This is a genomic window from Acidimicrobiia bacterium, assembly GCA_040878325.1.
Taxonomy (GTDB): Bacteria; Actinomycetota; Acidimicrobiia; order Spongiisociales; family UBA11373; genus JAUYIV01.
In genome coordinates, this window is record JBBDMM010000018.1 from 1 (window position 1) to 22,370 (window position 22,370).

At 67.3% G+C, this 22,370-nt stretch carries 17 protein-coding genes; 16 read left to right on the plus strand and 1 reads right to left on the minus strand.

Annotated elements, in window-relative coordinates:
* The 7 genes from WD184_10260 to WD184_10290 form a co-directional block, all read left to right on the plus strand.
* The coding region (locus WD184_10260; GenBank protein ID MEX0827117.1) for a hypothetical protein at positions 1 to 602 on the plus strand (602 nt) is incomplete at its 5' end.
* Between the two features lie 376 nt (positions 603 to 978).
* Positions 979 to 2,892 (plus strand): FecR domain-containing protein, encoded by a 1,914-nt coding sequence (locus tag WD184_10265; protein ID MEX0827118.1) that lies wholly within the window; start codon positions 979 to 981, stop codon positions 2,890 to 2,892.
* Positions 2,893 to 2,939: 47 nt separating this feature from the next.
* The gene (locus tag WD184_10270) at positions 2,940 to 4,235 is read left to right on the plus strand and encodes a FecR family protein (GenBank protein ID MEX0827119.1); all 1,296 of its coding nucleotides are present in this window, start codon (positions 2,940 to 2,942) and stop codon (positions 4,233 to 4,235) included.
* A 61-nt stretch (positions 4,236 to 4,296) separates the two neighbouring features.
* Entirely contained in the window at positions 4,297 to 6,285 is a 1,989-nt protein-coding gene (locus tag WD184_10275) for an adenylate/guanylate cyclase domain-containing protein (protein ID MEX0827120.1), read from the plus strand.
* A 93-nt stretch (positions 6,286 to 6,378) separates the two neighbouring features.
* Positions 6,379 to 7,182 (plus strand): alpha/beta fold hydrolase, encoded by an 804-nt coding sequence (locus WD184_10280; GenBank protein ID MEX0827121.1) that lies wholly within the window; start codon positions 6,379 to 6,381, stop codon positions 7,180 to 7,182.
* A 38-nt stretch (positions 7,183 to 7,220) separates the two neighbouring features.
* Positions 7,221 to 7,415, plus strand: coding sequence for a hypothetical protein (locus WD184_10285; protein ID MEX0827122.1), 195 nt, complete (start codon positions 7,221 to 7,223; stop codon positions 7,413 to 7,415).
* A gap of 34 nt (positions 7,416 to 7,449) precedes the next feature.
* Positions 7,450 to 8,625, plus strand: a complete 1,176-nt coding sequence (locus WD184_10290) for a hypothetical protein (protein ID MEX0827123.1) — start codon at positions 7,450 to 7,452, stop codon at positions 8,623 to 8,625.
* On the opposite strand, the gene WD184_10295 is transcribed toward WD184_10290, so the two are convergent.
* Positions 8,622 to 9,206: a GNAT family N-acetyltransferase gene (locus tag WD184_10295; protein ID MEX0827124.1), complete on the minus strand. Its 585-nt coding sequence runs from the start codon at positions 9,204 to 9,206 to the stop codon at positions 8,622 to 8,624. The two genes, WD184_10290 and WD184_10295, sit on opposite strands and share 4 nt — an antisense overlap.
* 39 nt (positions 9,207 to 9,245) lie before the next feature.
* Here WD184_10295 and WD184_10300 point away from each other — a divergent pair, with 39 nt between their 5' ends.
* The 9 genes from WD184_10300 (at position 9,246) to WD184_10340 (ending at position 22,334) form a co-directional block, all read left to right on the plus strand.
* Positions 9,246 to 10,631, plus strand: a complete 1,386-nt coding sequence (locus tag WD184_10300) for a PQQ-dependent sugar dehydrogenase (GenBank protein ID MEX0827125.1) — start codon at positions 9,246 to 9,248, stop codon at positions 10,629 to 10,631.
* Positions 10,632 to 10,737: 106 nt separating this feature from the next.
* Positions 10,738 to 11,664, plus strand: coding sequence for a hypothetical protein (locus WD184_10305; protein ID MEX0827126.1), 927 nt, complete (start codon positions 10,738 to 10,740; stop codon positions 11,662 to 11,664).
* Complete coding sequence (locus WD184_10310) at positions 11,661 to 13,370, plus strand: ATP-binding protein (GenBank protein ID MEX0827127.1); 1,710 nt, start codon at positions 11,661 to 11,663, stop codon at positions 13,368 to 13,370. The genes WD184_10305 and WD184_10310 overlap by 4 nt, the downstream gene beginning before the upstream one ends.
* 109 nt (positions 13,371 to 13,479) lie before the next feature.
* Positions 13,480 to 14,646: an exonuclease SbcCD subunit D C-terminal domain-containing protein gene (locus tag WD184_10315; protein ID MEX0827128.1), complete on the plus strand. Its 1,167-nt coding sequence runs from the start codon at positions 13,480 to 13,482 to the stop codon at positions 14,644 to 14,646.
* Positions 14,633 to 17,149, plus strand: a complete 2,517-nt coding sequence (locus WD184_10320) for an SMC family ATPase (GenBank protein MEX0827129.1) — start codon at positions 14,633 to 14,635, stop codon at positions 17,147 to 17,149. The genes WD184_10315 and WD184_10320 overlap by 14 nt, the downstream gene beginning before the upstream one ends.
* The gene (locus tag WD184_10325) at positions 17,146 to 18,282 is read left to right on the plus strand and encodes a CaiB/BaiF CoA-transferase family protein (protein MEX0827130.1); all 1,137 of its coding nucleotides are present in this window, start codon (positions 17,146 to 17,148) and stop codon (positions 18,280 to 18,282) included. The genes WD184_10320 and WD184_10325 overlap by 4 nt, the downstream gene beginning before the upstream one ends.
* Before the next feature lie 62 nt (positions 18,283 to 18,344).
* A complete protein-coding gene (ychF, locus tag WD184_10330; protein MEX0827131.1) occupies positions 18,345 to 19,415 on the plus strand; it encodes a redox-regulated ATPase YchF in 1,071 nt (356 codons plus the stop codon).
* Between the two features lie 208 nt (positions 19,416 to 19,623).
* Positions 19,624 to 21,066 (plus strand): NAD-binding protein, encoded by a 1,443-nt coding sequence (locus WD184_10335; protein MEX0827132.1) that lies wholly within the window; start codon positions 19,624 to 19,626, stop codon positions 21,064 to 21,066.
* A complete protein-coding gene (locus WD184_10340; GenBank protein MEX0827133.1) occupies positions 21,066 to 22,334 on the plus strand; it encodes a cation:proton antiporter in 1,269 nt (422 codons plus the stop codon). The genes WD184_10335 and WD184_10340 overlap by 1 nt, the downstream gene beginning before the upstream one ends.
* The last annotated feature ends 36 nt before the right edge of the window (positions 22,335 to 22,370 follow it).

A 22,370-nucleotide genomic window follows, 5' to 3' on the forward strand; every position in this document is an offset into this window, starting at 1 on the left:
CCACGACGGTGGCCCCAACGACGACCACGACGGTGGCCCCAACGACGACCACGACGGTGGCCCCAACGACGACCACGACGGTGGCCCCAACGACGACCACGACCGAGGCCGTGTACCACCTCGTCCTTGAACCGGCTCAGCCCGCGGATCTCAAGAATGGCTGCATTCGGACCTTTACGGCGACCATCAAGGACGCCCAGGAGAACACCGTCGACGACGCGGCCACGATCACCTTCCTCAACACGCAGACGATCAATCGGATCACCTTCGTGGGTGGCCCCAACGCGACTCCGGTGAACGGGGTGGCCACCAAGCAGATCACCGCGAACGCCAACGGAGCCGTAGCCATCCAGGCGACTGCCGACGGGATCATCTCCTCCAACACGGCGACCTTCAACATCACTTCCAGCCCGAGCGCGGATTGCCCTAGCGCGGCAGTCGTAGCGCTGCCGCCTCCGCGGTCGCCCGGCGGATTCGGTGACGCTCCCTTCGGGATCTCCATCGGCGCCCTCCTCGGCATCCTCGGGTTGTTCGCAGTGGCGATCCGGCGCCCCTCCCGCGCCGCGGGTATGGGCTGGGCCACCACGTTTCTGGGCCACTGACACCCCCCGTCGATGACATTCGGACCCCGGCAGATCCGAGGCCCGATCAAATTCCGGGGCGGCGGCGCGGCGGTCGCTCCCAACACTCGCCTTGGCAACGCCATCGAAATTGATTCTGCCGGGTAGCGCCGCGACGTGAATGGTGCTCATCGCTCGTTGCGCCGGCTCGTCTGACCACTGCCACGAGATCGGTTGTCCTAGCTGGGGATAAGCACCACGCTGGCTCGTCAGGCCAGGGGCCATCAGCGGCTCGCCTGACCACCGACAGAATTCAGTTGCATAAGGTTCGGGCCGGTACCACAATGGCCCGTCGGGCCTACTTCTATGAAGCGGGGACGCGGTCATAAAGTTTCGTCTTATCGCTGGACTCGCACTGGTGGCGGCGTTCGCGCTCGCCGCCTGTGGGGATGACTCCGGCTCGAGTGTCCCCAGCGCCACTCTCCGCGTTCACGCCGGGACGGTGGAGGTCAGCTTCGACGGTGCAACCTTTGCCGCCGCCACCGACGGCCAGGCGCTCACCGAGGGCGCCACGGTGCGCACCGGGGCAGACGGCCGAGCCGCCATCGAGTACTTCGACGGGTCGGTCACCCGCCTCGACCACGGCACCACTTTCAAGATCGTCACGCTGCAGATCCTCGACAACGACGCCCAGTCGAAGGTGATCGAGGGCGAGCAGACCTCGGGCAACACCTACAACCGCGTCACGGCACTCACGGACGCGGCGAGCCGCTTCGACATCGAGACCCCCACCGCCACCGCTTCGGTACAGGGCACGGTGTACGCGGTGCTCCTCAACGCCGACGGGTCGACCACGATCGCGGTGATCGAGGGGTCAGTCGACGCCGGCGATGGACCGGTGCCCGCTGGGTTCATGGTGACCGTCGACGAGGATGGCAACGTCAGCGATCCGATCCCGATCCCTGACAACCTGATCGACGATGAGTGGATCGTGTACAACTGCGAGCTCGACGAAGGTCCCGACTGTCCGGACGACGGCACGACCACCACAACGGTGGCCGGCCCCGATACGACGGTGACCACGGTCCCCGACACGACGACCACCACCGTCCCGCCGACGACTACCACGACCGCCGTGTCGCCGCCGCCAGTGACGACGACCACGGTTCCGGCGACGACGACGACGACCACGGTTCCGCCGACGACCACCACGACGACGGTGCCGGCGACGACGACTTCGACGACCGTTCCGGCGACGACGACTACGACGACGGTGCCGGCGACGACGACTACGACGACGGTGCCTGCGACGACGACTACGACGACGGTGCCTGCGACGACGACTACGACGACGGTGCCTGCGACGACCACCACTACGACGGTGGACGCTGGCCCCGACTTCGACCACATCGTGATCAGACCCGATGGTTGGACTGCCGACGCCGGCGATTCCACGGCCTATGTCGCCGAGGCGTTCGCCGCTAACGGCGGTTCGTTGGGCTACGTCACCGACGACACCGAGTTCACCATCTCAGGTGGGGGCTTTTGTAACGGGAATGCCTGCGGTTCCAACGTTGCGGGGCCGTACACGGTCACAGGCACATTCGAAGGGATGGAGGACTCCACCAGCCTCACGGTGGTGCCTGGCCAGCTCGACTCGATCCAGATCTCACCGGCGGACTCCACCATCAACCTCGGCCAGTCACAGGCGTATACGGGCGCGGGTTTCGACGAGTACGACAACCAGATACCGGACATCGACGAGAGCGATTTCGAATTCGAGATGATCAGCGGCGATTGCGTCGACGCGACCTGTACGCCTGACGCCGCCGGCGACTGGGTAGTGACCGCCATCTACGGGGACGGGGAGGCCGAAGCCAATGCCGACCTCACCGTGCTCAATACCGGCGTGGTGCAGGTGACCCTCGGCTGGGACGCACCGGTGGACCTCGACTTGTGGGTGACCGATCCGGACGGTGGCCGGATCAAGTGGGACACACTGTATGTCGGTGAGGACGAGAACGGAGATCCCAATCTCTCTCCGTCGGGCGGCTATCTCGATCGGGACGCAATCTGTGAGAGCAACGGGATTGAGAACATCATCTGGCCTGTCGACGCCCCGACCGGCGAGTATCGGGTCGACATCGACTACTGGTCGGATTGCGATGGGAACAGCGAAGTGACGCTCCTGGTGAACTGGGTGCTCACGGTCACCCTGAATGGCGAGGTCTACACGGTCATTGAAGGCTCGTTCAACTCGCTTAACGACACCCACGTTCCTGACTTCACAACCTACTTCGACTTCCTCGGGCTGCCGCCGCCGGAGGAGTAGGCCTCGATCGGTCGCACCGGCCAACCCCGTCGGCCACAATGGACGCCATGTTGACGAATCGGCCATCCCTCCGGCTACTTCTCTCCGCCGTTGTACTGGCATCCCTATCGCTAGCCTGCGGCGACGACGGCGGGGACGCCACGCTCACCGCCACGCTTCGCATCCACGGCGGCACGGTCGAGGTAGATGCAGATGGCGCGGGCACCTTTAGCGCCGGTACCGAAGGCCAAACCCTCACCGAAGGCGCCACCGTCCGCACCGGTTTGGCCGGCCGGGCGAGTGTCGAATGGCCCGACGGCAGCGTCACCCGCCTCGACTTCGAGACCTCGCTGCGGATAGTCGGGCTCGAACGCGGGGGCGGCGTGTTGCCTTCGACGGTCGTCGAAGCCGAGCAGCAGGCCGGCAACACCTACAGCCGCGTCGTCGACATCACCGAGACCGGCAGCCGATTCGAGATCGAAACCCCCACCGCCTCGGCGGCGGTGCAGGGAACCACCTACGCGGTGCTGGTCGCCCCCGACGGGTCCACTTCGATCGTGGTGCTGGAGGGAGCGGTGCTGGTCACCTTGCCCTCCGGCGAGGAGGTTTTGGTGGAGGCCGGCTTCACCCTGACCGTCGCCGCCGACGGATCCTTCACCGGCCCGACGGCGACGTCGGCTGAGATGCTCAACAGCGACTGGCTGGTCTTCAACGACGACTGCGATGACAGCGGGGAGTGCACCACCGATTTCACCGCAGGTGGCCCGTCGGGCATCGAGTTGGTCCCGGCCGAGGCGACCATCAACCTCGGCGAGTCGCAGGTCTACTCCGCCCAGGGCCTCGACGATTCCGGGAGTCCGGTGGGGGCAGTGGCGGCCAGCTTCGACGTCGACGGAGTGCCTTGCGAGGACGCCGTATGCACGCCCACCGCAGCCGGTGACTACACGGTGACGGCAACCTTCGGTGACCTCCAGGCAACGGGCACCCTGATCGTGCTGACCACCGGTGACATCCAGGTGACCCTCGACTGGAATGCGATTGTCGACCTCGACCTGTGGGTGACCGACCCGGCGGGGGAGACCATCGCCTGGGACCATCGCCAGTCTGCGTCGGGCGGAAGTCTCGACCGTGACGCCTATGCCAACTGCGATGGGAGCGACGCTCCGCCGGAGAATGCGGTCTGGTCCTCCGGCGCACCCTCGGGTGAGTACGTCGTGACCGTGCATGTCTACGACCTGTGCGGGCTCGACTCGACCGGATTCGAGTTGACGGTCCGGGTCGGTGGACAGGTGGTGTTGGTGGTCGACGACGTGGTGCTGGCCGAAAACGACGCGACCCACGAGGCGACCTTCACCGTTCCCTAGGGCAGGCGTCACTGACCCTCCGCCCTCGGTACGATCTGCACCGCCGCCGACGAAGGATCCCATGGCCAGCAAACACCGCAGCACCTGGTTCAAGCCCGCGATCGCCGTCGGGATCGCGGTGGCGATCGTCGTGGGTTCGTGGTTCGCGATGTCTTCGAATCTGTTCTTTCGCACTCAGTTGCGGTTCTCCGACGGCCTCTTCCCCGGAACGGGCATCGACTCCCGCATCACCGTGGTGGGAATCGACGACGAGAGCATCGCCTTGGTGGGCCGGTGGCCGTGGGACCGGTCGATCCACGCCCAGATGATCGAGAACATGGCCGCGGACGGGGCGCTGCTGATCGGGTATGACGTCACGTTCGCCAGCGCCAACACCGCGAACCCGGAGGGTGATCGCGATCTTGCCGACGCGATCGCCGCCGCCGGGAACGTAGTCCTTGGCGAGACCGCCACCCTCGAGCCGGTGGGAGACCCGCCGGTGGCCGAGCAGGTGTTCCATCCGCTGCAGATCCTGGCGGACGGCGCCGCCGGCATCGGGCACACCAACACCTACCCCGATACCGACGGCGTGGTGCGGGCACTACCCCCGGTGATCGAAGACCCCGCCGGGTCGCTGATCTCGTCGCTGTCGTTCACTCTTGCTCAGTTGGCCACCGGCCAAGGGGGCCCGGTGACGATCCGGCCCGAGTCGTTGCAGGTTGGGGGCCTGGCGGTGCTCACGGTGGAGAAGCACCTCCTCGAGATCAACTACGCCGCCGGGTTTCCCACCGTGCAGGCCGTCGATGTGATCGACGGCACATTTCCCCCCGGGACTTTCGACGGGAAGATCGTCCTGGTGGGTGCGACCGCCCTGGGACTGGGCGACCTGGTGGCGACGCCGCTCGACAAGGCAAATCGTCAGCCAGGGGTGGAGGTGCACGCCAATGCCCTCAACACGATGATCACCGGCAACTACATCGCGTCGGAGACGACCAGCTCGACCCTGGTGTGGGTCTTCCTTATTGCCCTACTGGTGGCGGCGGGAACCCTCTACCTACGACCCTGGGTGGCGGTGATCGGCGCGATGGTGCTGCTGGTCGGCTACTTCTGGCTGGTGTTCACCCGGTTCGACAGTGGCACCGTGATGAACATGGTCTACCCGCCCTTCGCCCTGCCCATCTCGTACGTCGCCGCCCTGGGTGTCAGGTACTTCACCGAGGTGAAAGAGCGGAAGTACGTCACCAACGTGTTCGGCCGTTACCTGGCGAAGGATGTGGTCCACGAGGTGCTGAACTCCCCCGAAGGTGCGGTTGCCACGCTGTCCGGGGCATCCCGCCCCCTCTCGGTGCTCTTCGCCGATCTCCGCGGATTCACCGCCGCATCGGAGAAGGCCTCTCCGACCGCGGTGGTCGCTGCCCTCAACGAGTACCTGGATGCGATGACTCGGGCAGTGATCGAAGAGCAGGGGACGATCGACAAGTTCATGGGTGACTGTGTCATGGCGTTCTGGGGTGCGCCCCGGCGGGAACCCGACATGGCGGTGAAATCACTGCGGTCGGCCATCAAGATGCTCGACTACGTCGACGACGCGGTCACCCACGGCAACGCCGGCCAGTTGCGGGTGAATGGCTGCGGCGTGGGGCTGGCCTTCGGAGAAGCGGTCGTCGGCAACATCGGATCCAACGAGCGGCTCGACTACACGGCCATCGGCGACACGGTCAACACCGCCAGCCGGGTGTGCGGCGTCGCCGCCGGCGGCGAGATCGTGATTACCGCCGATTTCGCTGAAGCCCTACCCCCGGGCGAGTTCCGCCTCGCCCCGCTGCCTCCGCTGAAGGTCAAGGGCAAGGAGGAGGTCCTCCGGGTGTTCCAGGTGCTGCGCGAAGGCCAGGAGGCCAAGGTCTTCGGCGAGGACGCCGTCATCGACACCACCGAGGAGAAGGGCGCCTTCCAAGCCCCCGAGGCCGCGAAGCCGGACGAAGAGAAGACCCAGGAAGCACCCCCCAAGGTCGCCGGCTACGCCCCAGTGGAACCGCGGCCGGAAGAACCCACGGAAGCAAGCACGGAGTGACGCGAGCCGAGAGCCAAGAATCAAGAATCAAGAATCAAGACCCAAGAACCGAGAGAGTCAACAGTCTTGATTCTTGATTCTTAAGGAGTCCGAGTGCCGTTTGCGCGGGTCAATGGAACGATGCTCTTCTATCGGGAGGCCGGTGAGGGGCCGCTCGCCGTGTTCATCCACGGGTTTCCGCTGGACCACAGCGTTTGGCTCGACCAACTCGACGGCCTGGCTCATGTGCGCCGGTGCGTGACACTCGATCTCCGGGGTTACGGAAAGTCGGATGCGACCACCGACCGAACCCTGACCATGGAGATGCTCGCCGACGATGTGGCGGGATTGATCGAAGCGCTCGGCGCCAGCGGGGCCGACATCGTCGGGCTCTCGATGGGCGGGTATGTCGCCCTCGCCCTGTGGGAATTGCGCCCCGCATTGGTCCGAAGCCTCACCCTGATCGACACCCGCGCTGCGGCTGACAGTGCCGAGGGCCGCGCCAAACGGGACGCCATGGTCGACCGCCTTCTCGACAAGGGTCGCGCCGCCCTTGCCGATGAGATGGTGCTTGGACTCCTCGGCTCCACACCGTCTGTACAGGTTCAGGCGCGGCTGCGTTCCATGATCGAGGGCACTCGTTACGAGACGATGGTGGCGTCGATCCTGGGAATGAAGGACCGCGCCGACCGGAGCGCGCTGCTGCCTGGCATCGGTGTGCCCGCCCTCGTGATCGGGGGCGAGGAGGACGGCCTCATTTCGCCCGATGTGATGCGCGCCATGGCTGGAGAGATCCCCGGCGCCCGCACTTCGATCATCTCCGGCGCCGGTCACCTGCCCCCGCTCGAGCGGCCGGATGCGGTGAACGAGGCCCTGATCGAGCTGTTCGAGGGTCGCAAGGTCGTCTGGTGGCGTTGAGCAGCAGAATCAAGAATCAAGAATCGAGACCTGGCGCGATGCCTGCCCCTATCGGATTCACCTTCGCGACTCGCAAGAACGGTGAGGTGGTCATCTCCCACCACGGCCGAGTCGCCACCGTGCTCCGTGGCGAGCGCGCCGCAAAGTTCTTGAGAGCGATCGCCACGGGCGATCCCCAGCATGTGATGGCGCGAGCCACCGGCGACTACAAGCGTGGCAACGAGCGGCGGTAGTGCGTAGTCGGACTGCCGCTCGTACCCTTCCAGGGTGAGTCCCACCACGCTGCGGCGGCTCCTCATCGGTGCCGTCGTGGCCGTTTGCGTCGTGATCGTGTTCTTGTCCGGTACCGGCACCGCGCCGTCGCCGCAGACGGCGACGACGGTGCCGGCGAGCACCACCCTTCCGTGGGTCGACCGGACCACGCCAACCGACGACGACCTCGAACCCAGCCTTCTCGAAGAGCGGGTAGCTTCGATCCAGTCCTGGCTGGTCGAGAATCGGGGGCTGCCGTTTCTCAGGCCCCTGGATATCAAGGTGTTCGATGAGCACGGTCGGGACGCCCTCGCCCAGGAACTGCAAGACGGCAAGGACTACGAATGGCCTTCCTACGGCCTGGTGGCCCCGCTGTTCGGTGTCGATTGGGGTCCCGATGACTTCTGGGGCCTGTGGGCTATCTCCGATTCCGTAGTCATCCCGATCGAGGGTGCGGACACGATCACCTCCGAGAACCTGATTCAGTCCATGCTCCCCTCGTTGACCGACCAGCACTATCACCACCGCGAGCGTATGGACGCCCTGATGCGCTCCGGGCTCATAGGTGACGAACTCGATGCGCTACGCACCCTCGCGGCGGGAGATGCGGTTTTCACCGCATCGGGTTTCGGATGGGAATTGGCTACTGGGTCGGAATGGATCCCGGCGGCGGGCGGGTGCCTATCGCCTCGAACCCTCGGCTTCAACTCGAACTGGGGGGCGGGCAACTCCTATGTGTGCAACCTCTACGTCGAAGGGGGCTGGGATCGGGTGAACCAGGCGTACTCCGACCCACCCCGGTCGACCGCGGAGATCCTCGGCATCGAATGCGCCGTCGAGGACACGACCCTGACGCCGATCGATTGGCCGGTGCGGTTCGAAGCATCGCGAGGGCCGATTTGGCTCAACATCATGTTGAATCAGTTGGGCGGAGACATCAGCGGAATCAGTGGGTGGTGCGCCGATCATCAACGAGTTCTTGGCGACGGCGGCCTGCAATTCATGGTGATGGAGATCTGGCTGGGGTCGCCCGACGACGCGGCAATCGTCGAGCGGGAAACGCGTGAGTTCTTCGCCGCGGCCGATGACGAGGTCGAGTCACTGGTGGTCCGCGATGGCTCGTGGGTCGGCATCGCCTCGACTCTCTCGACCCTCAATCTGTGCTCGCAACTGCCGGCCTGGTGCCCCTAGGCGAGGTTGCGCCGCATCACCACCCGGTTGTCGGAGGGGCGGTCGACAGGCTCGAAACCGCACGACGAGAAGAGCGGCTCGACCCCGGTCATCAGGTCGGAGCCGCTCGAGCGGCGCGCCGATCCGGCCAGCGGGAAGCCCTCGATGGCGGGAGCGCCGCTTCGCCGGGCGAGCTCCACGGCGCCTTCGAGCAGCACCCGGCTGACGCCCTTGCCCCGAGCCTTCGTCGCCACGAAGAAGCACGGCACCAGCCACGCGGTGGAGTCTTCCGCCTTGTTCCGGTTCCTCAGGGTGGGCACCCGGAGCACCCGGGTGAACCTGTCACGGGGACCGGCGGCGCACCATCCGACGGGCTCGTCGCCGTCGTAGGCGATCATGCCCATCGGGTGAGGGTCGGCCTCCATCCGGGCGAGAAACCCCGCCTTGTTGCCGTCGTGGCCCTGCTCGTGAAAGGTCTTCACGGGGATCAGGAACCACATGCACCAACAGTGGTCGGGGTCGTCGTCGGACGAGAAGAGCCGGTCGAGGTCCGACGAGCGGTCTTCGGTGAGTTCCTCCACCCGGATCGAAGCGTCAGCCACAGTGCCCCACCTCCTTGAAGTCCATGCGGCGCGAACCTAGTGACTCGCCGAGCAGGGGTGATGCCGTTCTTGAAGAAGTCGGGGGAGTGCTCGCTGGGTCAGCTGCCCCCTCCGGCACCGCCCGACGGCGGCGCCACCTCCCCCGCCGAAGACGGCAGAGGAGGACGCCCGGTGGCTGGAGACTGGAGACTGGTGGCTGCCTATCCTCCAGGGTTCGTGACCCGGCTCGCTCGACTTCTCCTCGTCTTGGGACTCGTTGTTGCGGCGTGCGGTGATGACGATGCGACGACGACCACGGGTGCGCCGACCACGACGACTCTGCCTCCGGTGACCACGACCATGGAGCCGGCCAGACCGCTGCTCGGCCTCGATGTCGAGACCGTCGCCCGTACCCTGATCAACCCGGTGTTCCTCACTGCCCCGGTGGGCGACCACCGGCTCTTCGTGCTGGAGAAAGACGGCCTGGTCGAGATCATCACCGAGGACGGTGTGTCGGAAGAGCCCTTCCTGGACATCGAGGTGATCGTCGGTTCGAATGCACTCGAGCAGGGCCTGCTCGGTCTCGCCTTTCATCCGGGCTACGAGTCGAACGGGCGGTTCTTCATCTATTACACGAATGTCGACGGCGACAGCCGCCTCGTCGAGTACCGGGTGTCGGCTGATCCTGATAAAGCGGATCCAGAGAGCGCACGAGTCCTTCTCGCTCTCGACCAGCCAGACGTCAACCACAACGGGGGGATGCTCCTGTTCGGGCCTGACGGATACCTCTATGTGAGCCTGGGTGACGGCGGCGGCGCCAGCGACGAGTTCGGTAACGCCCAGAACCTGACGACCCTGCTGGGGTCGATCATCAGGCTCGATGTCGACGCCGGCGACCCTTACGCGGTGCCACCCGACAACCCGTTCGCAGGTGATCCCGCTGCCAGCTCCGAGATTTGGGCGTATGGCCTGCGCAACCCGTGGCGGATCGACATCGACCCGGCCACCGGGCTGGTCTACATCGCCGATGTGGGCCAGGACGCTGCCGAAGAAGTGTCGGTGGTGCCGCTCGACGGGGGCGGGGGGAACTTCGGCTGGCCGATCGTCGAGGGCTTCGACTGCTATCGGGCGGAGGCCTGTGACGACGCCGGGATGATCGAGCCGGTGATCGTCTATCCCCACGCCGAGGGTTGCTCGGTGATCGGCGGATATGTCTATCGGGGGACCGCCATCCCTGAGCTGCTTGGCCACTACTTCTATGGCGACTGGTGCGGCCAATGGGTGCGCTCGTTCCGCTATGAGGATGGAGCCGCGGTCGACGAGGCCGACTGGACCAACGACCTGGGACAGATCGGCCAGGTCCAATCATTCGGCCTGGGCGGCGACGGCGAGATGTACGTCCTGAACCAGGCCGGCTTCGTCTACCGGCTGGTGCCAGTCAGGTAGAGAATCAAGAGCCAAGAGCCAAGAGCCAAGAGCAGGATTCTTGATTCTTGATTCTTGACTCTTGACTCTCCTTTCCCGTCACCCCCTCTCACTACCATCGCCGGCCATGGCCCGATTGCATGTCGAGGGGTGGGCACCGGAGTACGGCGCCGCCGTCGAACCAGAGGATGCGCTCTCTCCGGCAGAGGGTTCGGTCGACATCGACGTCGAGGACCGCCCCTGGGAGCCGATTCCCGGGGTCGACGATGGGGTGCCGATGGTCGCCTTCGTCGACGGGGTTCGGCGAATCGATGCCCGGCTTCTACTCGACGACGAGTCCGGTCCCGTGCCCGGGATCTGCGGGTCGTTCGCCGTCGGCGCGGTGGTGTGGGATCGCACCGCGCCGAGGAGCGAGGTGGTGAGGCCGCAGGTCGTCCGGATGGCGCTGCTCGGGAAGGGCAACTCGCCGAGTCTCCCCCCGCTTCCGCCGTGGCTGCAGTACCGCAGCTCGTCGGTGGACGACGACGATCCTGCGTCCCTCATTCGGTCGTTCCATGACGCAATGCGCCGCGCCGAGGCGGTGCTGGCCGAGGACCTCGCCGGCTCCGGGTACTTCGTGGTGGCCGACGGCCCCCTCTACGACTACACGGCCTCCGACAAGATGGGTTACGTGAAGAGCCATCGGCGGTCTTACCTGCCCGATACCGCCATCGTCGGGCAACTGCCGGCTGCGCACCGCACCCCCCTGTTCACTATCGGCGAGGGGCGGTTCCGCCGCTACTCGTGGTACCTGCGCCTCGCCGATCGCGCCGACGGCCACTCCTGGGTGGGGGTGGTCCGCTGTGAGGCTTCGGCCTCCCTCGACCGCGAGACGGTGGTGCGAATAGCCGACCGGTCGGCGGCCGTGCTCCCGAGGGTGGGGTCAGAGCCACACATCGAGCCGCGGGCACCACAGAACCTGGTGCCGATCGCCGCGCTGGAACGCGACCTGCGCCATCGGCTCGGCGACGCCGGCCTGGTGTTGCGGGCGCTGCGGTCGGCGGTGGCCGCATGAGCGTCGGGCGGGTCCTGGGAAGCCAGCACACCAACACCCGTGAGTTCCGGGTGGTCATCGGCGATGGTGAGTACCTGCAGCTCGACGATCTGGTGGTGGTCCGCACCGAGGTGCCGGGCGCGAACGAGGTGAGCACCTACGGGATCGTCACCGAGGTCGAAGCCGTGTACGAAGGGGCGTCGTTCGAATCCGACACCTTTCGCATCGCCGACGAGGGCAGCATGCCGGGGGCCAAGGTGCGGTCGGCCCAGGTGGCGGTCACCCGGGTCGATCCCGAGCTGTGGGTGGCGCCTGATCCGGGCGGGGCAGTGGAAAGGGCAACTGGCGAGGCACGGGCGAAAGCCCTCTACACCGACGAGATGGGCCGTCCCCTGCCCGTCGGCCTCGGTCGCGACGGCCTGCCGCTCTACGTCGATCTCGACTTCTTCGACGGCCGCAAGGGCGGCCACATGTCGATCTCGGGCATCTCGGGCGTCGCCACCAAGACTTCGTTCGCCCTGTTCTTTCTGCGGATGCTCACCGGCCGGCGCGACATCGTCGGCGAAGCGGGTAAGAACCTGCGCGTCCTGGTGTTCAACGTGAAGGGCGAGGACCTGCTTTGGCTCGACAAGCCGAACCGCGACTTCACGCCCGAGCACGCCACCAAGTGGGCGGCCCTCGGGGTCGAGCCTCAGGCGTTCCCCTCGGTGTCGTTGTGGGCCCCACCGCGCCCGCGCTCGGGGGATGTGCTGGTGCCCGACATCGCCGGTCGTCAGGACGTGAGCGTCTTCGCCTGGACCCCCCGGGAGTTCATCGACGAGGGACTGCTGCGATTTCTCTTCACCGACGCTTCCGACGCCCGCAATCAAATCTCCTTCGTCGCCGAGCGGGTGGAGTCGCAATTGCGGCGGTTCGCGGTCGACGTCGCCGGGGTACCCGGGGCGATCGTGCTGCGCGACCCCTCGGAGGGCCATTCCCCCGGCGATCTGGTTCGCCCCAACCAGGGGGAGCGAGTGATCAAAGACCTCGCCGGCCTCGCCACCGCATTGGAGGAATTCCTCGATCCGCCCGATGGGGAACCCGACCTGCGGTGGTCTGGAAGAGTTCAAGGCGGCACCGTCTCGGCGTTCATGCGACGGTTCCATGCTGCGGTGATCCGACTGGGGCATTTGATCCAGCCGGGGGAGAGCCGCCGCATCGACCGGGCCCAGGCCCAGGTCACCGTGGTCGCCCTCCAGTCGCTCCACGACCTCGCGCAGCGCTTCGTAGTGGGTGCGCTGCTGTCCGAAGCATTCAAGGAGAAGGAGGGCAGCGGCCAGAGGTTCCCGCTGTCGGTCGTGGTCCTCGACGAGCTGAACAAGTACGCCCCCCGCGAGGGCCAGAGCCCTATCAAGGACATGTTGATCGATATCGCCCAGCGGGGCCGCTCGCTGGGGGTGCTCCTGGTGGGCGCCCAGCAGACCGCTTCCCGGGTGGCGTCGGAGGTGCTGGAGAACGCCGCCCTTCGAGTGACCGGCCGTCTCGACGCCGCCGAGGCCGAACGCGCGGAATACGGGTGGATGCTGCCTTCGACCCGGGCCCGGGCGCGCCTTCTCAAGCCGGGCACGATGGTCATCTCGCAGCCGTCGATCCCGGTGCCCCTCGTCGTCGACTTCCCCTTTCCCCCATGGGCCACCCGTAAGGAAGAGGTGGCCGAAGACGACGCGGACGTGTTCGAGGGGCTTTGAGAGCTTCCCGCTTCCCGCCTCCGGGCGGCCTTCGGCCGCCTTGGGCTGGCCCTCGGCCGGCAACGCCTTTGGGCGGCGATCGCGCGCCGGCTCTCCTTGAGCGTTTGACGTGAGAGTCCTTCACACCTCCGATTGGCACCTGGGGCGGCGGCTGGAGCGGCACGACCGGTTGGAGGAGCACCGCGCCGTGGTCGATTCGGTGGTGGCGATCGCCGCCGCCGAGGGCGCCGACCTCGTGCTCCATTCCGGTGACCTGTTCGATCGGGCGGTCCCCCCGGTAGAAGCGCTGCGTCTCGGCCTCGAGGGACTGGTGCGTCTGGCCGACGGGGGAACCCGCCCGGTGGTGGTGGTCGCCGGCAATCACGACTCGCCGGAGTTGTTCGAGACTCTCGCACCGTTCCTGGCACCGTTCGGGGTGCATCTGGTGGGGCGGATCAAGCCCCCGGACGAGGGCGGGATCATGTCGCTGGAAACCGCCAACGGACGGGCGCATGTCGCCTGCTTCCCGTTTCTCCGCGCCGCCCAGACGGTCGACTTCATGGCTCGGGCCGACGACTGGTACGGCAAGTACGCCGACCGGGTGCGCAAGATCACCGAGCGGTACGCGGCGGCCCTGGGCGAGCCAGCCGAGCCGGACGATGCCACCTTCGTGGTGGCCCACTTCATGGTCGGCGGGGTGAAGGTGAACACCGGGGCGCCCCGGGGCGAACGCGACCTCCACATGGGTGAGGCATACGCCGCAGCCGAGTCGGCGGTGCCGACCACCGTCGACTACGTCGCCCTCGGGCACATTCACGCGCCCCAGAAGGTTCCCGGCGCCCGGGTGCCCGCCGAGTACGCCGGTTCACTGCTGCAGCTCGACTTCGGCGAGGCCGGCGAGGTGAAGCGAGTGGTCGTCGTCGATACCGCCCCGGACGCGCCCGCCTCGATTCGATCGGTTCCGGTGTCCGGAGGAAGGCCCTTGATCCGGGTGGAGGGGACCTGGGAGGAGATCGTCGGGCGCGACGATCTCGACGACGCCTATCTCGACCTGGCGGTGCGCACCGACGGGCCTGATCCCGGGCTGATGGATGTGGTCCGCGAGCGCTTTCCCGACGTGATCAAGGTGCGGGCCGAGTACGAGCGGTCGCGAGACGAACGGCCGTCGACGACCGGTCGGCCGCTCGACGACCTGTATGCCGACTACCACCGCGAGGTCCATGGCGAGGCCGCCTCGGACGACTTGATGGACCTTTTCCGCGAGATCACCCTCGAGGTGGCCGATGCGGCCGATTGAGCTGACGCTGCGCGGATTCCGGTCGTATGCCGACGACACCACCTTTGATTTCACAGGTCGGAACCTGGTGGGGATCGTCGGGCCAATCGGCAGCGGGAAGTCGTCGATCCTCGATGCGGTGTCGTTCGCCCTCTACGGAAAGACCCCGCGTATCGCTGGCGAGACCAAGACGCTCATCAATCAGCGGAAGGACAGCCTCCATGTGTCCCTGTCCTTCGAGGTCGACGGCACCGTGTGGAAGGCGACGCGGGCGCTGCGCCGTAACGGAGCAGCGGCGCACACCCTCTACCGGGTAGAGGACGGCGAGGACCACCCGATCGCCGACAAGGCGCGCGACATGGGGGAGAAGATCGAGGAGATCCTCGGCCTGGACTTCGAGGCGTTCCGCCGTTCGGTCCTCCTGGCGCAGAACCAGTTCGCCGGATTCCTCGAAGCCACCGGGACCGACCGCAACAAGGTGCTCAAGGGCGTGTTCGGGTTCGATCGGCTCGACGCGATGCGGCAGGCGGTGAAGGCCCGCGTCGACAAACTCGGCGGGCGGATGCAGGTGTTGGCCGATCGGCGGGAGACGGCCGAATCGGATCGGAAGGAGTTGGCCGAGAAGAAGAAGACCCTGGTCGGCACCGACGAACGCGCCCGCACGCTCGAAGCGCTGCGGGGGTCGGTGAATCAGGTGGACGAGGTGCTGCGCGGCGCCGAGGACAAGAGGGCCGCCGCTGCCACCCGGCTCGCCGCCCTCGACGCACTGGCCGGCTCGATTCCAGACAGGGAATCCACCGAGGGCCTTTTCCGGGCTTCGACGGACGCCGACACCACCCTCACCGCGGCTGTCGGTGCCCTTTCGGCCGCCGAGGAGATGGCCGTCGAGGCGTTGTCTCAACTGGAGGCGGCCATCGAGGCAGTGGGGGGTCGGCAAGCGCTTGAATCGGCAGCCGACCAGGTGGCGCGCCACCGCGCTGCCGGCGTGCGAGCGGAAGCCGAGGCGAAGCGTCTCGCCGAAGTCCGCGAGGCAGTGACCGTGGCCGAGAAGGGGCGGGACGCCTCCGAGGCTGCTTTGGTGGAGGCGCTCGAGGCCGAGAACGTCGCTGCGGCGGCGGTCGAGAAGGCAGATGAGGACGAACGGGCCGCTCGCGACGCGCTACACGCAGCCCACACCGCCGACAGGGCGCACTCCCTCCGGTCGGAACTGGCTGCCGGCGAACCCTGTCCGGTGTGCGACCAGTTGGTGGCGAAGGTTCCACCGAAGCGGGCGGCCGCCAAAGTGGACGCTGCCGAGAAGGCTGCGGCCAAGGCAACTGCCTTCGCGGCCAAGGTTCGTGAGGCGCGGGCAGCCGCCCACAGCCTGGTGGCCCAACGCGAGGCGGCGCGCGACGCCGCGATCGACCGGGTGACCCAGTCACTCGCCGCGGTGGAGCAGGCCGAGGTCGCCACCCAGACCGCGGTCGGTTCTGTCACGGAACTCGGCGCGGTGCTGGAGGCGCTGTTGGGCAAGGGCGATCCCGAGGAGCGCCTCGCCGCCCACCGCGCCGCGGTGTCATCGGCCGAGAAGTCGCTCGAGGCAGCCCGAAGTGCCGAAGCGGCGGCCCGGAAGAAGTCAGAGGAGGCTCGGGGGGCTCGCGACGCCGCCGGTAAGGCGGTCGAGCGCCTGCGGACCGGCCTCGCCAACCTGGCCGGACGACTCGGCGCGGAGATCGACATCGGCGAGACCGCCGCCGAGGTCGAGGCGGGATTGAAGGCGGTCAGATCACACTGGCTCGACGCTCACGCCGGCGCCGACGGGGAGCGAGAGCAGGCGTCGAACGAGGCGGAAGCCGCCCACAAGGCCAGGGTCGAACTACTCGAGGGAGCCGGTCTCGCCGCCAAGGACGACATCATGGAGGTGGCGGCTGAAGCGGCGAAGGAGGCGACCGCCCTCGGCGCCACGGTCGCGCATCTCGAGAAGCGTCTTGCCGAGATGGACGCCCTGGCCGGGGAGGAGGCCGATCTGGTGGCCCAGGCGGGCCTGCTCGATCGGCTGCTCACCGATCTGCTTCCTTCGGGCTTTCTGGTGTTTGTGCTCGACGAGCGCCGGCACGACCTGGCCGACCTCGCCGGTGCGCACCTCGAGACTCTCACGGCCAGCCGCTACCGGTTCAGTGACGACGGCGATTTCAACATGGTGGATCTCGCCGCGGCCGACTCGGTGCGGGCCCCGTCATCGTTGAGCGGCGGCGAGACCTTTCTCGCCTCACTGGCCCTCGCTCTGGCCCTCGCCGAGATCGTCGCCCGTGAGGGTGGCCGGCTCGACGCGTTCTTCCTCGATGAGGGCTTCGGCAGCCTCGACGTGGAGCACCTCGATCTGGCGATGCGGGGGATCGAACGCCTGGTCGCGACCGAGACAGACAGGCTGGTGGTACTGGTCAGCCACGTGCCTGCGATGCGGGAGTGGATCGAGGATCTGATCGTGCTCGACCGCGACGGGTTGACGGGGGCCACCCGGGTGGTCGAGGGGGCCTCGCGATGAGCGGTCCGCTGCGCGGGATCGAAGTCGTCGAAGTGGCGTCGATCGGGCCCGGGCCGTTCGCGGCAATGGTGCTCGCCGATCTCGGGGCGACGGTGACCCGGGTGGAGCGCAAGGGAGCCGGCCCTCCCATCGTGCCCGACGTGATGCTGCGCGGCCGTGACGCTTCGATCGCCGTCGACCTGAAGGATCCCGCCGGCCTCGAGGTGCTGCTTCGCCTGGTGGAACGGTCGGACATCCTGATCGAAGGCTTTCGGCCCGGCGTCATGGAACGTCTCGGGGCAGGGCCGGAGGAGAGCCTGGATCGGAATCCCCGCCTGGTCTACGGGCGGATCACCGGCTGGGGCCAGGAAGGCCCCCGGGCAGCACAAGCGGGTCACGACATCGACTACATCGCATTGGCCGGGGCGCTCCATCCGATCGGCCCCGCGGATGCCCCGCCGCCTCCACCGCTCAACCTGGTGGCCGACTTCGGCGGAGGGGGAATGCTGCTGGTGGCCGGCCTGCTCGCCGCCCTCGTCGAGCGAGCCGGGTCGGGTCGGGGGCAGGTGGTGGACGCGGCGATGGTCGACGGTGCGGCGCTGCTCACGGCGATGTTTCACGGGCTGACCGCTGGCGGACTGTGGACCGAGGCGCGCGGGTCCAATCTGCTCGACGGGGGAGCGCCGTTCTACCGCTGCTACCGCACCGCCGACGGCGGGTTCATGGCGGTGGGTGCGCTCGAACCGCAGTTCTACGAGGTGCTCCTCGAGGGTCTGGGGCTTTCAGGTGAAGACCTACCCGGGCAGTACGACCGTGGCGGCTGGCCCGTACTGGCGGCGCGGTTCGCGGCGGCCTTCGCGGCCAGGACGCGGGCGGATTGGACCGAGGTGTTCGACGGCACCGACGCATGCGTGGCCCCCGTGCTGTCGATGTCCGAGGCCCCGAGTGACCCGCACGCGACGGCGCGGCGTGGTTTCGTCGAACTGTCGGGTCTCCACCAGCCGGCGCCGGCGCCGCGGTTCTCACGGACCCGGCCGTCCGACCCGGATGCCGCCCGTCCCGTTGGGGCCGATGCCGAGCGAGTGTTGGCGCTCCTGGGATACGACAAAGGCGAGGTTGCCGTGCTGCTCGACGGACCCGTGGGCCGCGGCTAGCCCCCGTTGTCTACGCGGGCCAACGGCTGAGCGATGCTGCTGCCTCGGTACCATCGCCCTTCTTGGCTCGCCTCGCCCTAATCGGACTGCCCAACGTCGGAAAGACGACGCTCTTCAACGCGCTCACCGCACTGGGCGCCCCCACGGCTGCGCATCCCTTTTCCACCACCGAGCCCAATGTCGGTGTGGCCAAGATCCCCGACGACCGCCTCGAGCGCGCCGCGGTGGTTGAGGCGTCGGCGAAGGTGGTCCACGCAACCCTCGACCTCCTCGACCTGCCGGCGATGTCGCCGGGCGGCTCCTCCTTCGCCGCCCAGTTCGTCGGGCGGCTGCGCGAGATGGATGCGCTGGCGGTGGTGTTGCGGGCGTTCGAGGACGAGTCGGTCCCCGACGCCGAATCCGGTACCGACCCGGTCGTCCAGGCGGAGACGTTGCTGCTCGAACTCGTGCTCGCCGACGCGGAGGTGTTCGAGCGCCGCGCCGGGAAGGCCGCGAAGGAGGCCACGGCCGATGCATCCAAGAAGGGTTCGGCCGCCGCTATTGCCAAGGGATCCGAGATGCTTGTCGGCGGCAGACCGCTACGGGAGGGCGTGTGGGATGAAGGCGAGCTCGCCGCGTTCCGGGACCTTGCGCCGTTGACGCTCAAGCCATGCGTGTGGGTCGTCAACGCCGGAGAGGATCAAGCGCCCGAGAAGCTGCAGTCGGCGGTGGAGGCGGCCGTGCCGCCGGGTGACGTGGTCGTGGTGGTGAGTGCGGCGCTCGAGGAAGAGGCCGCCCGGCTCGACCCTGCCGACCGGCAGGAGCTCTACGAAGGGCTCGGCCTCGGCGAGGGGGCGCTCGCCCGAATGGTTCAGGCCACCTACCGGGCGCTCGGGCTGCTGTCGTTCTTCACCGTCGGACCGAAGGAATCCCACGCTTGGACGGTCCGCGCGGGCGCTTCGGCCAAAGAGGCGGCCGGCAAGATCCACTCCGACCTCGAGCGCGGGTTCATCCGCGCCGAAGTCGCCCCGATCGAAACCGTGATCGAATCCGGGGGCTGGGACAAGGCGAAAGCCGGCGGGCTCATACGACTCGAAGGCAAGGAATACCCGGTCGCCGAAGGCGACGTAATGGTGGTGCGCTTCTCGGTGTGAGGAGGACCCTCGCGTTTCTCCCTCCGGAGGGGGGAGTACGGGAATCCTCTGGGTTCCTTGGGGAGGGGGGCGCTCAGACCAAACGAACACAAGGAGCCTGGTCCCCTCTGGCGGATGGCGGATGGCGGATGGCGGAAGGCGGAAGGCTCTTTTCGCCTCGGCCATAATGTCCCGACCCGCCTGAGCGGCGTCGTCTTTGGAGAGGGCAATGAGAGCAATCATCGTCGGTGCTCGGGGGGCTACTCGGGACCTGCTCCGGCGGCTCAGTGAACGCTGGAGCGTGACGGTGATCGATCTCGATCCGGAACTCCTCGCCCGCGTCCAGGCCGTCCGTGAGGTGGATGTGATCGAGGGCGATGGCTCCAGCCGGGTGGTTCTGGAGAAGGCGCGCTACACCGACGCCGATGCGCTGGTGGCGGCATCCGGGGACGACGAGGTGAACCTCGAGGTGTGCCAACTCGCCCTCGATGCCGGGTTGATCCGGGTCGTGGCGATCGCCGCCGATCCCGAACAGATCCCGCGTTACCGGGATCTCGGCGTGCCGGCTTTCTCGCCCGATTCGCTCACCGCCCGCCAGTTGGAGATCAGCCTCGAACCCCGGCGGATCTCGTCGACGGCATTTGCGGCCGGCCGCGCCGAGGCGCTCGAGTTCTTCATCGCCGACGACAGCCCCGTTCGGGGAATGGCATTGCGCGATATCCATTCGGAGTCGTGGCTGGTGGCGGCGATACTGCGAGGTGAGGAGCTGATCGTGCCGCACGGTTCGACCGTCATCCAGACCGGCGATCTGGTGACGGTGGTCGGGGCTACCGCCGACTTCAGCCTCATCGTGCGGCGGTTCACTGCGGGCGAGGCGCGGTTCCCGCTCGACTTCGGGAAGGGGGTGCTGGTCGCCTTCGGGTCGGTCAGCCAAGCATCCCAGGTACTCGCTGAGGCGCTCGAGATAACCCGGAACAGCCCGGCTGAGGAGCTGGTGGTGGCCCATCCCGACCTCGGCGCAATCCGCGAAGAATCAGAAGCGGCCGAGGTCGAGGCGATGCTGGATGAGATCAAGGGATCTGCTGCGAGCGTGGACGTTCGCTTCCACCCGGTGGCTGGAGATCCATCACAGCGGATCGGGGCGGTGGTACTCGAACAGAGCATCGGTTTGGTGGTCGTGCCCGCACCCTCGTCCTCCATCATCGGAAGGTTCCGCGCCATACGAATGCTGCGGCGCGCAGCCGATTGGAACCGCCCGGTGTTGTTCGCTCGCGGCACTCACCCATATCAGCGGATCGTCGCCCCCGCCCGGAATACCCCGTCTGGCGCCGCCGCGGCTCGCGCCGCGATCGACCTTGCGGCCGCGGGAAGGGCTTCGGTCAAGGCGGTGGCCGTGGTGCCTCCCACCTTTATCACCGGGAGCGACGGACGTGACGAAGCGGTGAAGGCGCTGGTTCGGATTCGGGAGGATGCCTCGGTTCATGGGGTCGAGGTAGCCCGGCAGCTGCGGGAGGGCAACCCGGTGAGGGTCATCGAGTCAGAGGTCGACGGCGCCGACCTGTTGGTGCTGGGCGCGTCGGACCGAAGGCCGACGGTGTTGGCGCCGGGCATCGTCGGGCATCTGGTGTTGCGAGTCGACATCAGCACCCTTGTGGTGCCGAGTCGGCGCTGATGTTCTCCGCGCTGGCGGCCGGGGTGGAGGTGTCGAGCGGGGGCAGCCCGCATGGCATTGCGACTCCGGTGTCCCTGATCGCCATCGCGGCGGCGGCGTTTCTCATCCCTCTGATAGCGGGGCGGATTCGGGTTCCCGCCATCGTGCTCGAAATCGGGTTCGGGGTCGTCGTTGGCCCAGTATTCGGGATCATCGCCGCCAGCGAACCGCTGCTCGGCTTTCTGGCCGAGTTTGGCCTGTTCCTCTTGATGTTCCTCGCCGGGTTCGAAATCGACTTCACCAGACTGGAACGTCAGGGCCCGGCCCAGCTGGTCAGCGGTCTCGCACTGGTGGGTGCCTTCGTGGCCGCGGCCTTCTTCGGCGCAGGATTTCTCGAGCACGAGTCGCTGGAGCAGCGGCTCTTCGTCACCTTCCTCATCGGAGCGACCGCGCTGGGCCTCGTGGTGCCGGCGCTGCGCGACACCCGGAGGACCGGAACGAGGGTCGGCCAGATGATCCTGATCACTGCCGTCCTCGGCGAGGTGCTGAGCCTCGTCGGGATCGTCTTCTTGAGTGTGGTGGTGGAGAAGGGCCTGGGGATCGACCTGCTTTCGATCCCGGCGTTGCTTGCCGTGATGCTCGTCGCTCTGGTCGTCCTGCGGCGGGCGGCCTGGTGGCACCCGGAGAGATTCGAGCGGCTCTTCCGGTCCGATGACCCTGCGGAGATGGGTACCCGCGCCACGTTGGCGCTCCTGTTCGTTTTCGTCGGACTGTCGGCCCTCCTGGAGATCGAAGCGATCCTGGGGGCGTTTCTCGCCGGAGCGGTGTTCAAGTTTGTGTTCCGGGAGCCGGGGGGCCTCGAGGAACAGCTCAACGGCTTCGCCTACGGCTTTTTCATCCCGATCTTCTTCATCAATGTCGGGATCGCATTCCCGCTCGACGAGTTGCGCGATCCGGCGATTCTCGGCCAGGCGCTCTCGCTCGTGGTGATCGCCTTCGTCGTGAAGCTGGTTCCGTCGATGCTGCTGATGCTGCGACGGTTCTCCGCCCGGGAGGCGCTGGCTTCGGGGTTCATCCTCGCGGGACAGCTGTCTGTGATCATCGCCCTGGCCGACTTCGGCCTCGACCTCGGGCTGCTGTCTACGGGGCTGAGGGCGGGGGCGATCATGCTTGTGGCGGTGTCCGCCGTCATCAGTCCGGTGGCCTTTCGCTTCCTGGCCCCTCCAATCGTCCAGACGGGGTCTCAAGCAAGTTTGCGGAGCCGCTTGCTCGGCGGCCGACGGCCCTGACCCGGGTGGGGGTGAAAACCCGTCTGACCCGGAGGG

Excerpts from the sequence above, each read along its gene's own strand:
- WD184_10270 (MEX0827119.1), top strand. The coding sequence starts at position 2,940 with ATGTTGACGAATCGGCCATCCCTCCGGCTACTTCTCTCCGCCGTTGTA.
- WD184_10275 (MEX0827120.1), top strand. The coding sequence starts at position 4,297 with ATGGCCAGCAAACACCGCAGCACCTGGTTCAAGCCCGCGATCGCCGTC.
- WD184_10285 (MEX0827122.1), top strand. The coding sequence starts at position 7,221 with ATGCCTGCCCCTATCGGATTCACCTTCGCGACTCGCAAGAACGGTGAG.
- WD184_10305 (MEX0827126.1), top strand. The coding sequence starts at position 10,738 with ATGGCCCGATTGCATGTCGAGGGGTGGGCACCGGAGTACGGCGCCGCC.
- WD184_10310 (MEX0827127.1), top strand. The coding sequence starts at position 11,661 with ATGAGCGTCGGGCGGGTCCTGGGAAGCCAGCACACCAACACCCGTGAG.
- WD184_10320 (MEX0827129.1), top strand. The coding sequence starts at position 14,633 with ATGCGGCCGATTGAGCTGACGCTGCGCGGATTCCGGTCGTATGCCGAC.
- WD184_10325 (MEX0827130.1), top strand. The coding sequence starts at position 17,146 with ATGAGCGGTCCGCTGCGCGGGATCGAAGTCGTCGAAGTGGCGTCGATC.
- WD184_10335 (MEX0827132.1), top strand. The coding sequence starts at position 19,624 with ATGAGAGCAATCATCGTCGGTGCTCGGGGGGCTACTCGGGACCTGCTC.
- WD184_10340 (MEX0827133.1), top strand. The coding sequence starts at position 21,066 with ATGTTCTCCGCGCTGGCGGCCGGGGTGGAGGTGTCGAGCGGGGGCAGC.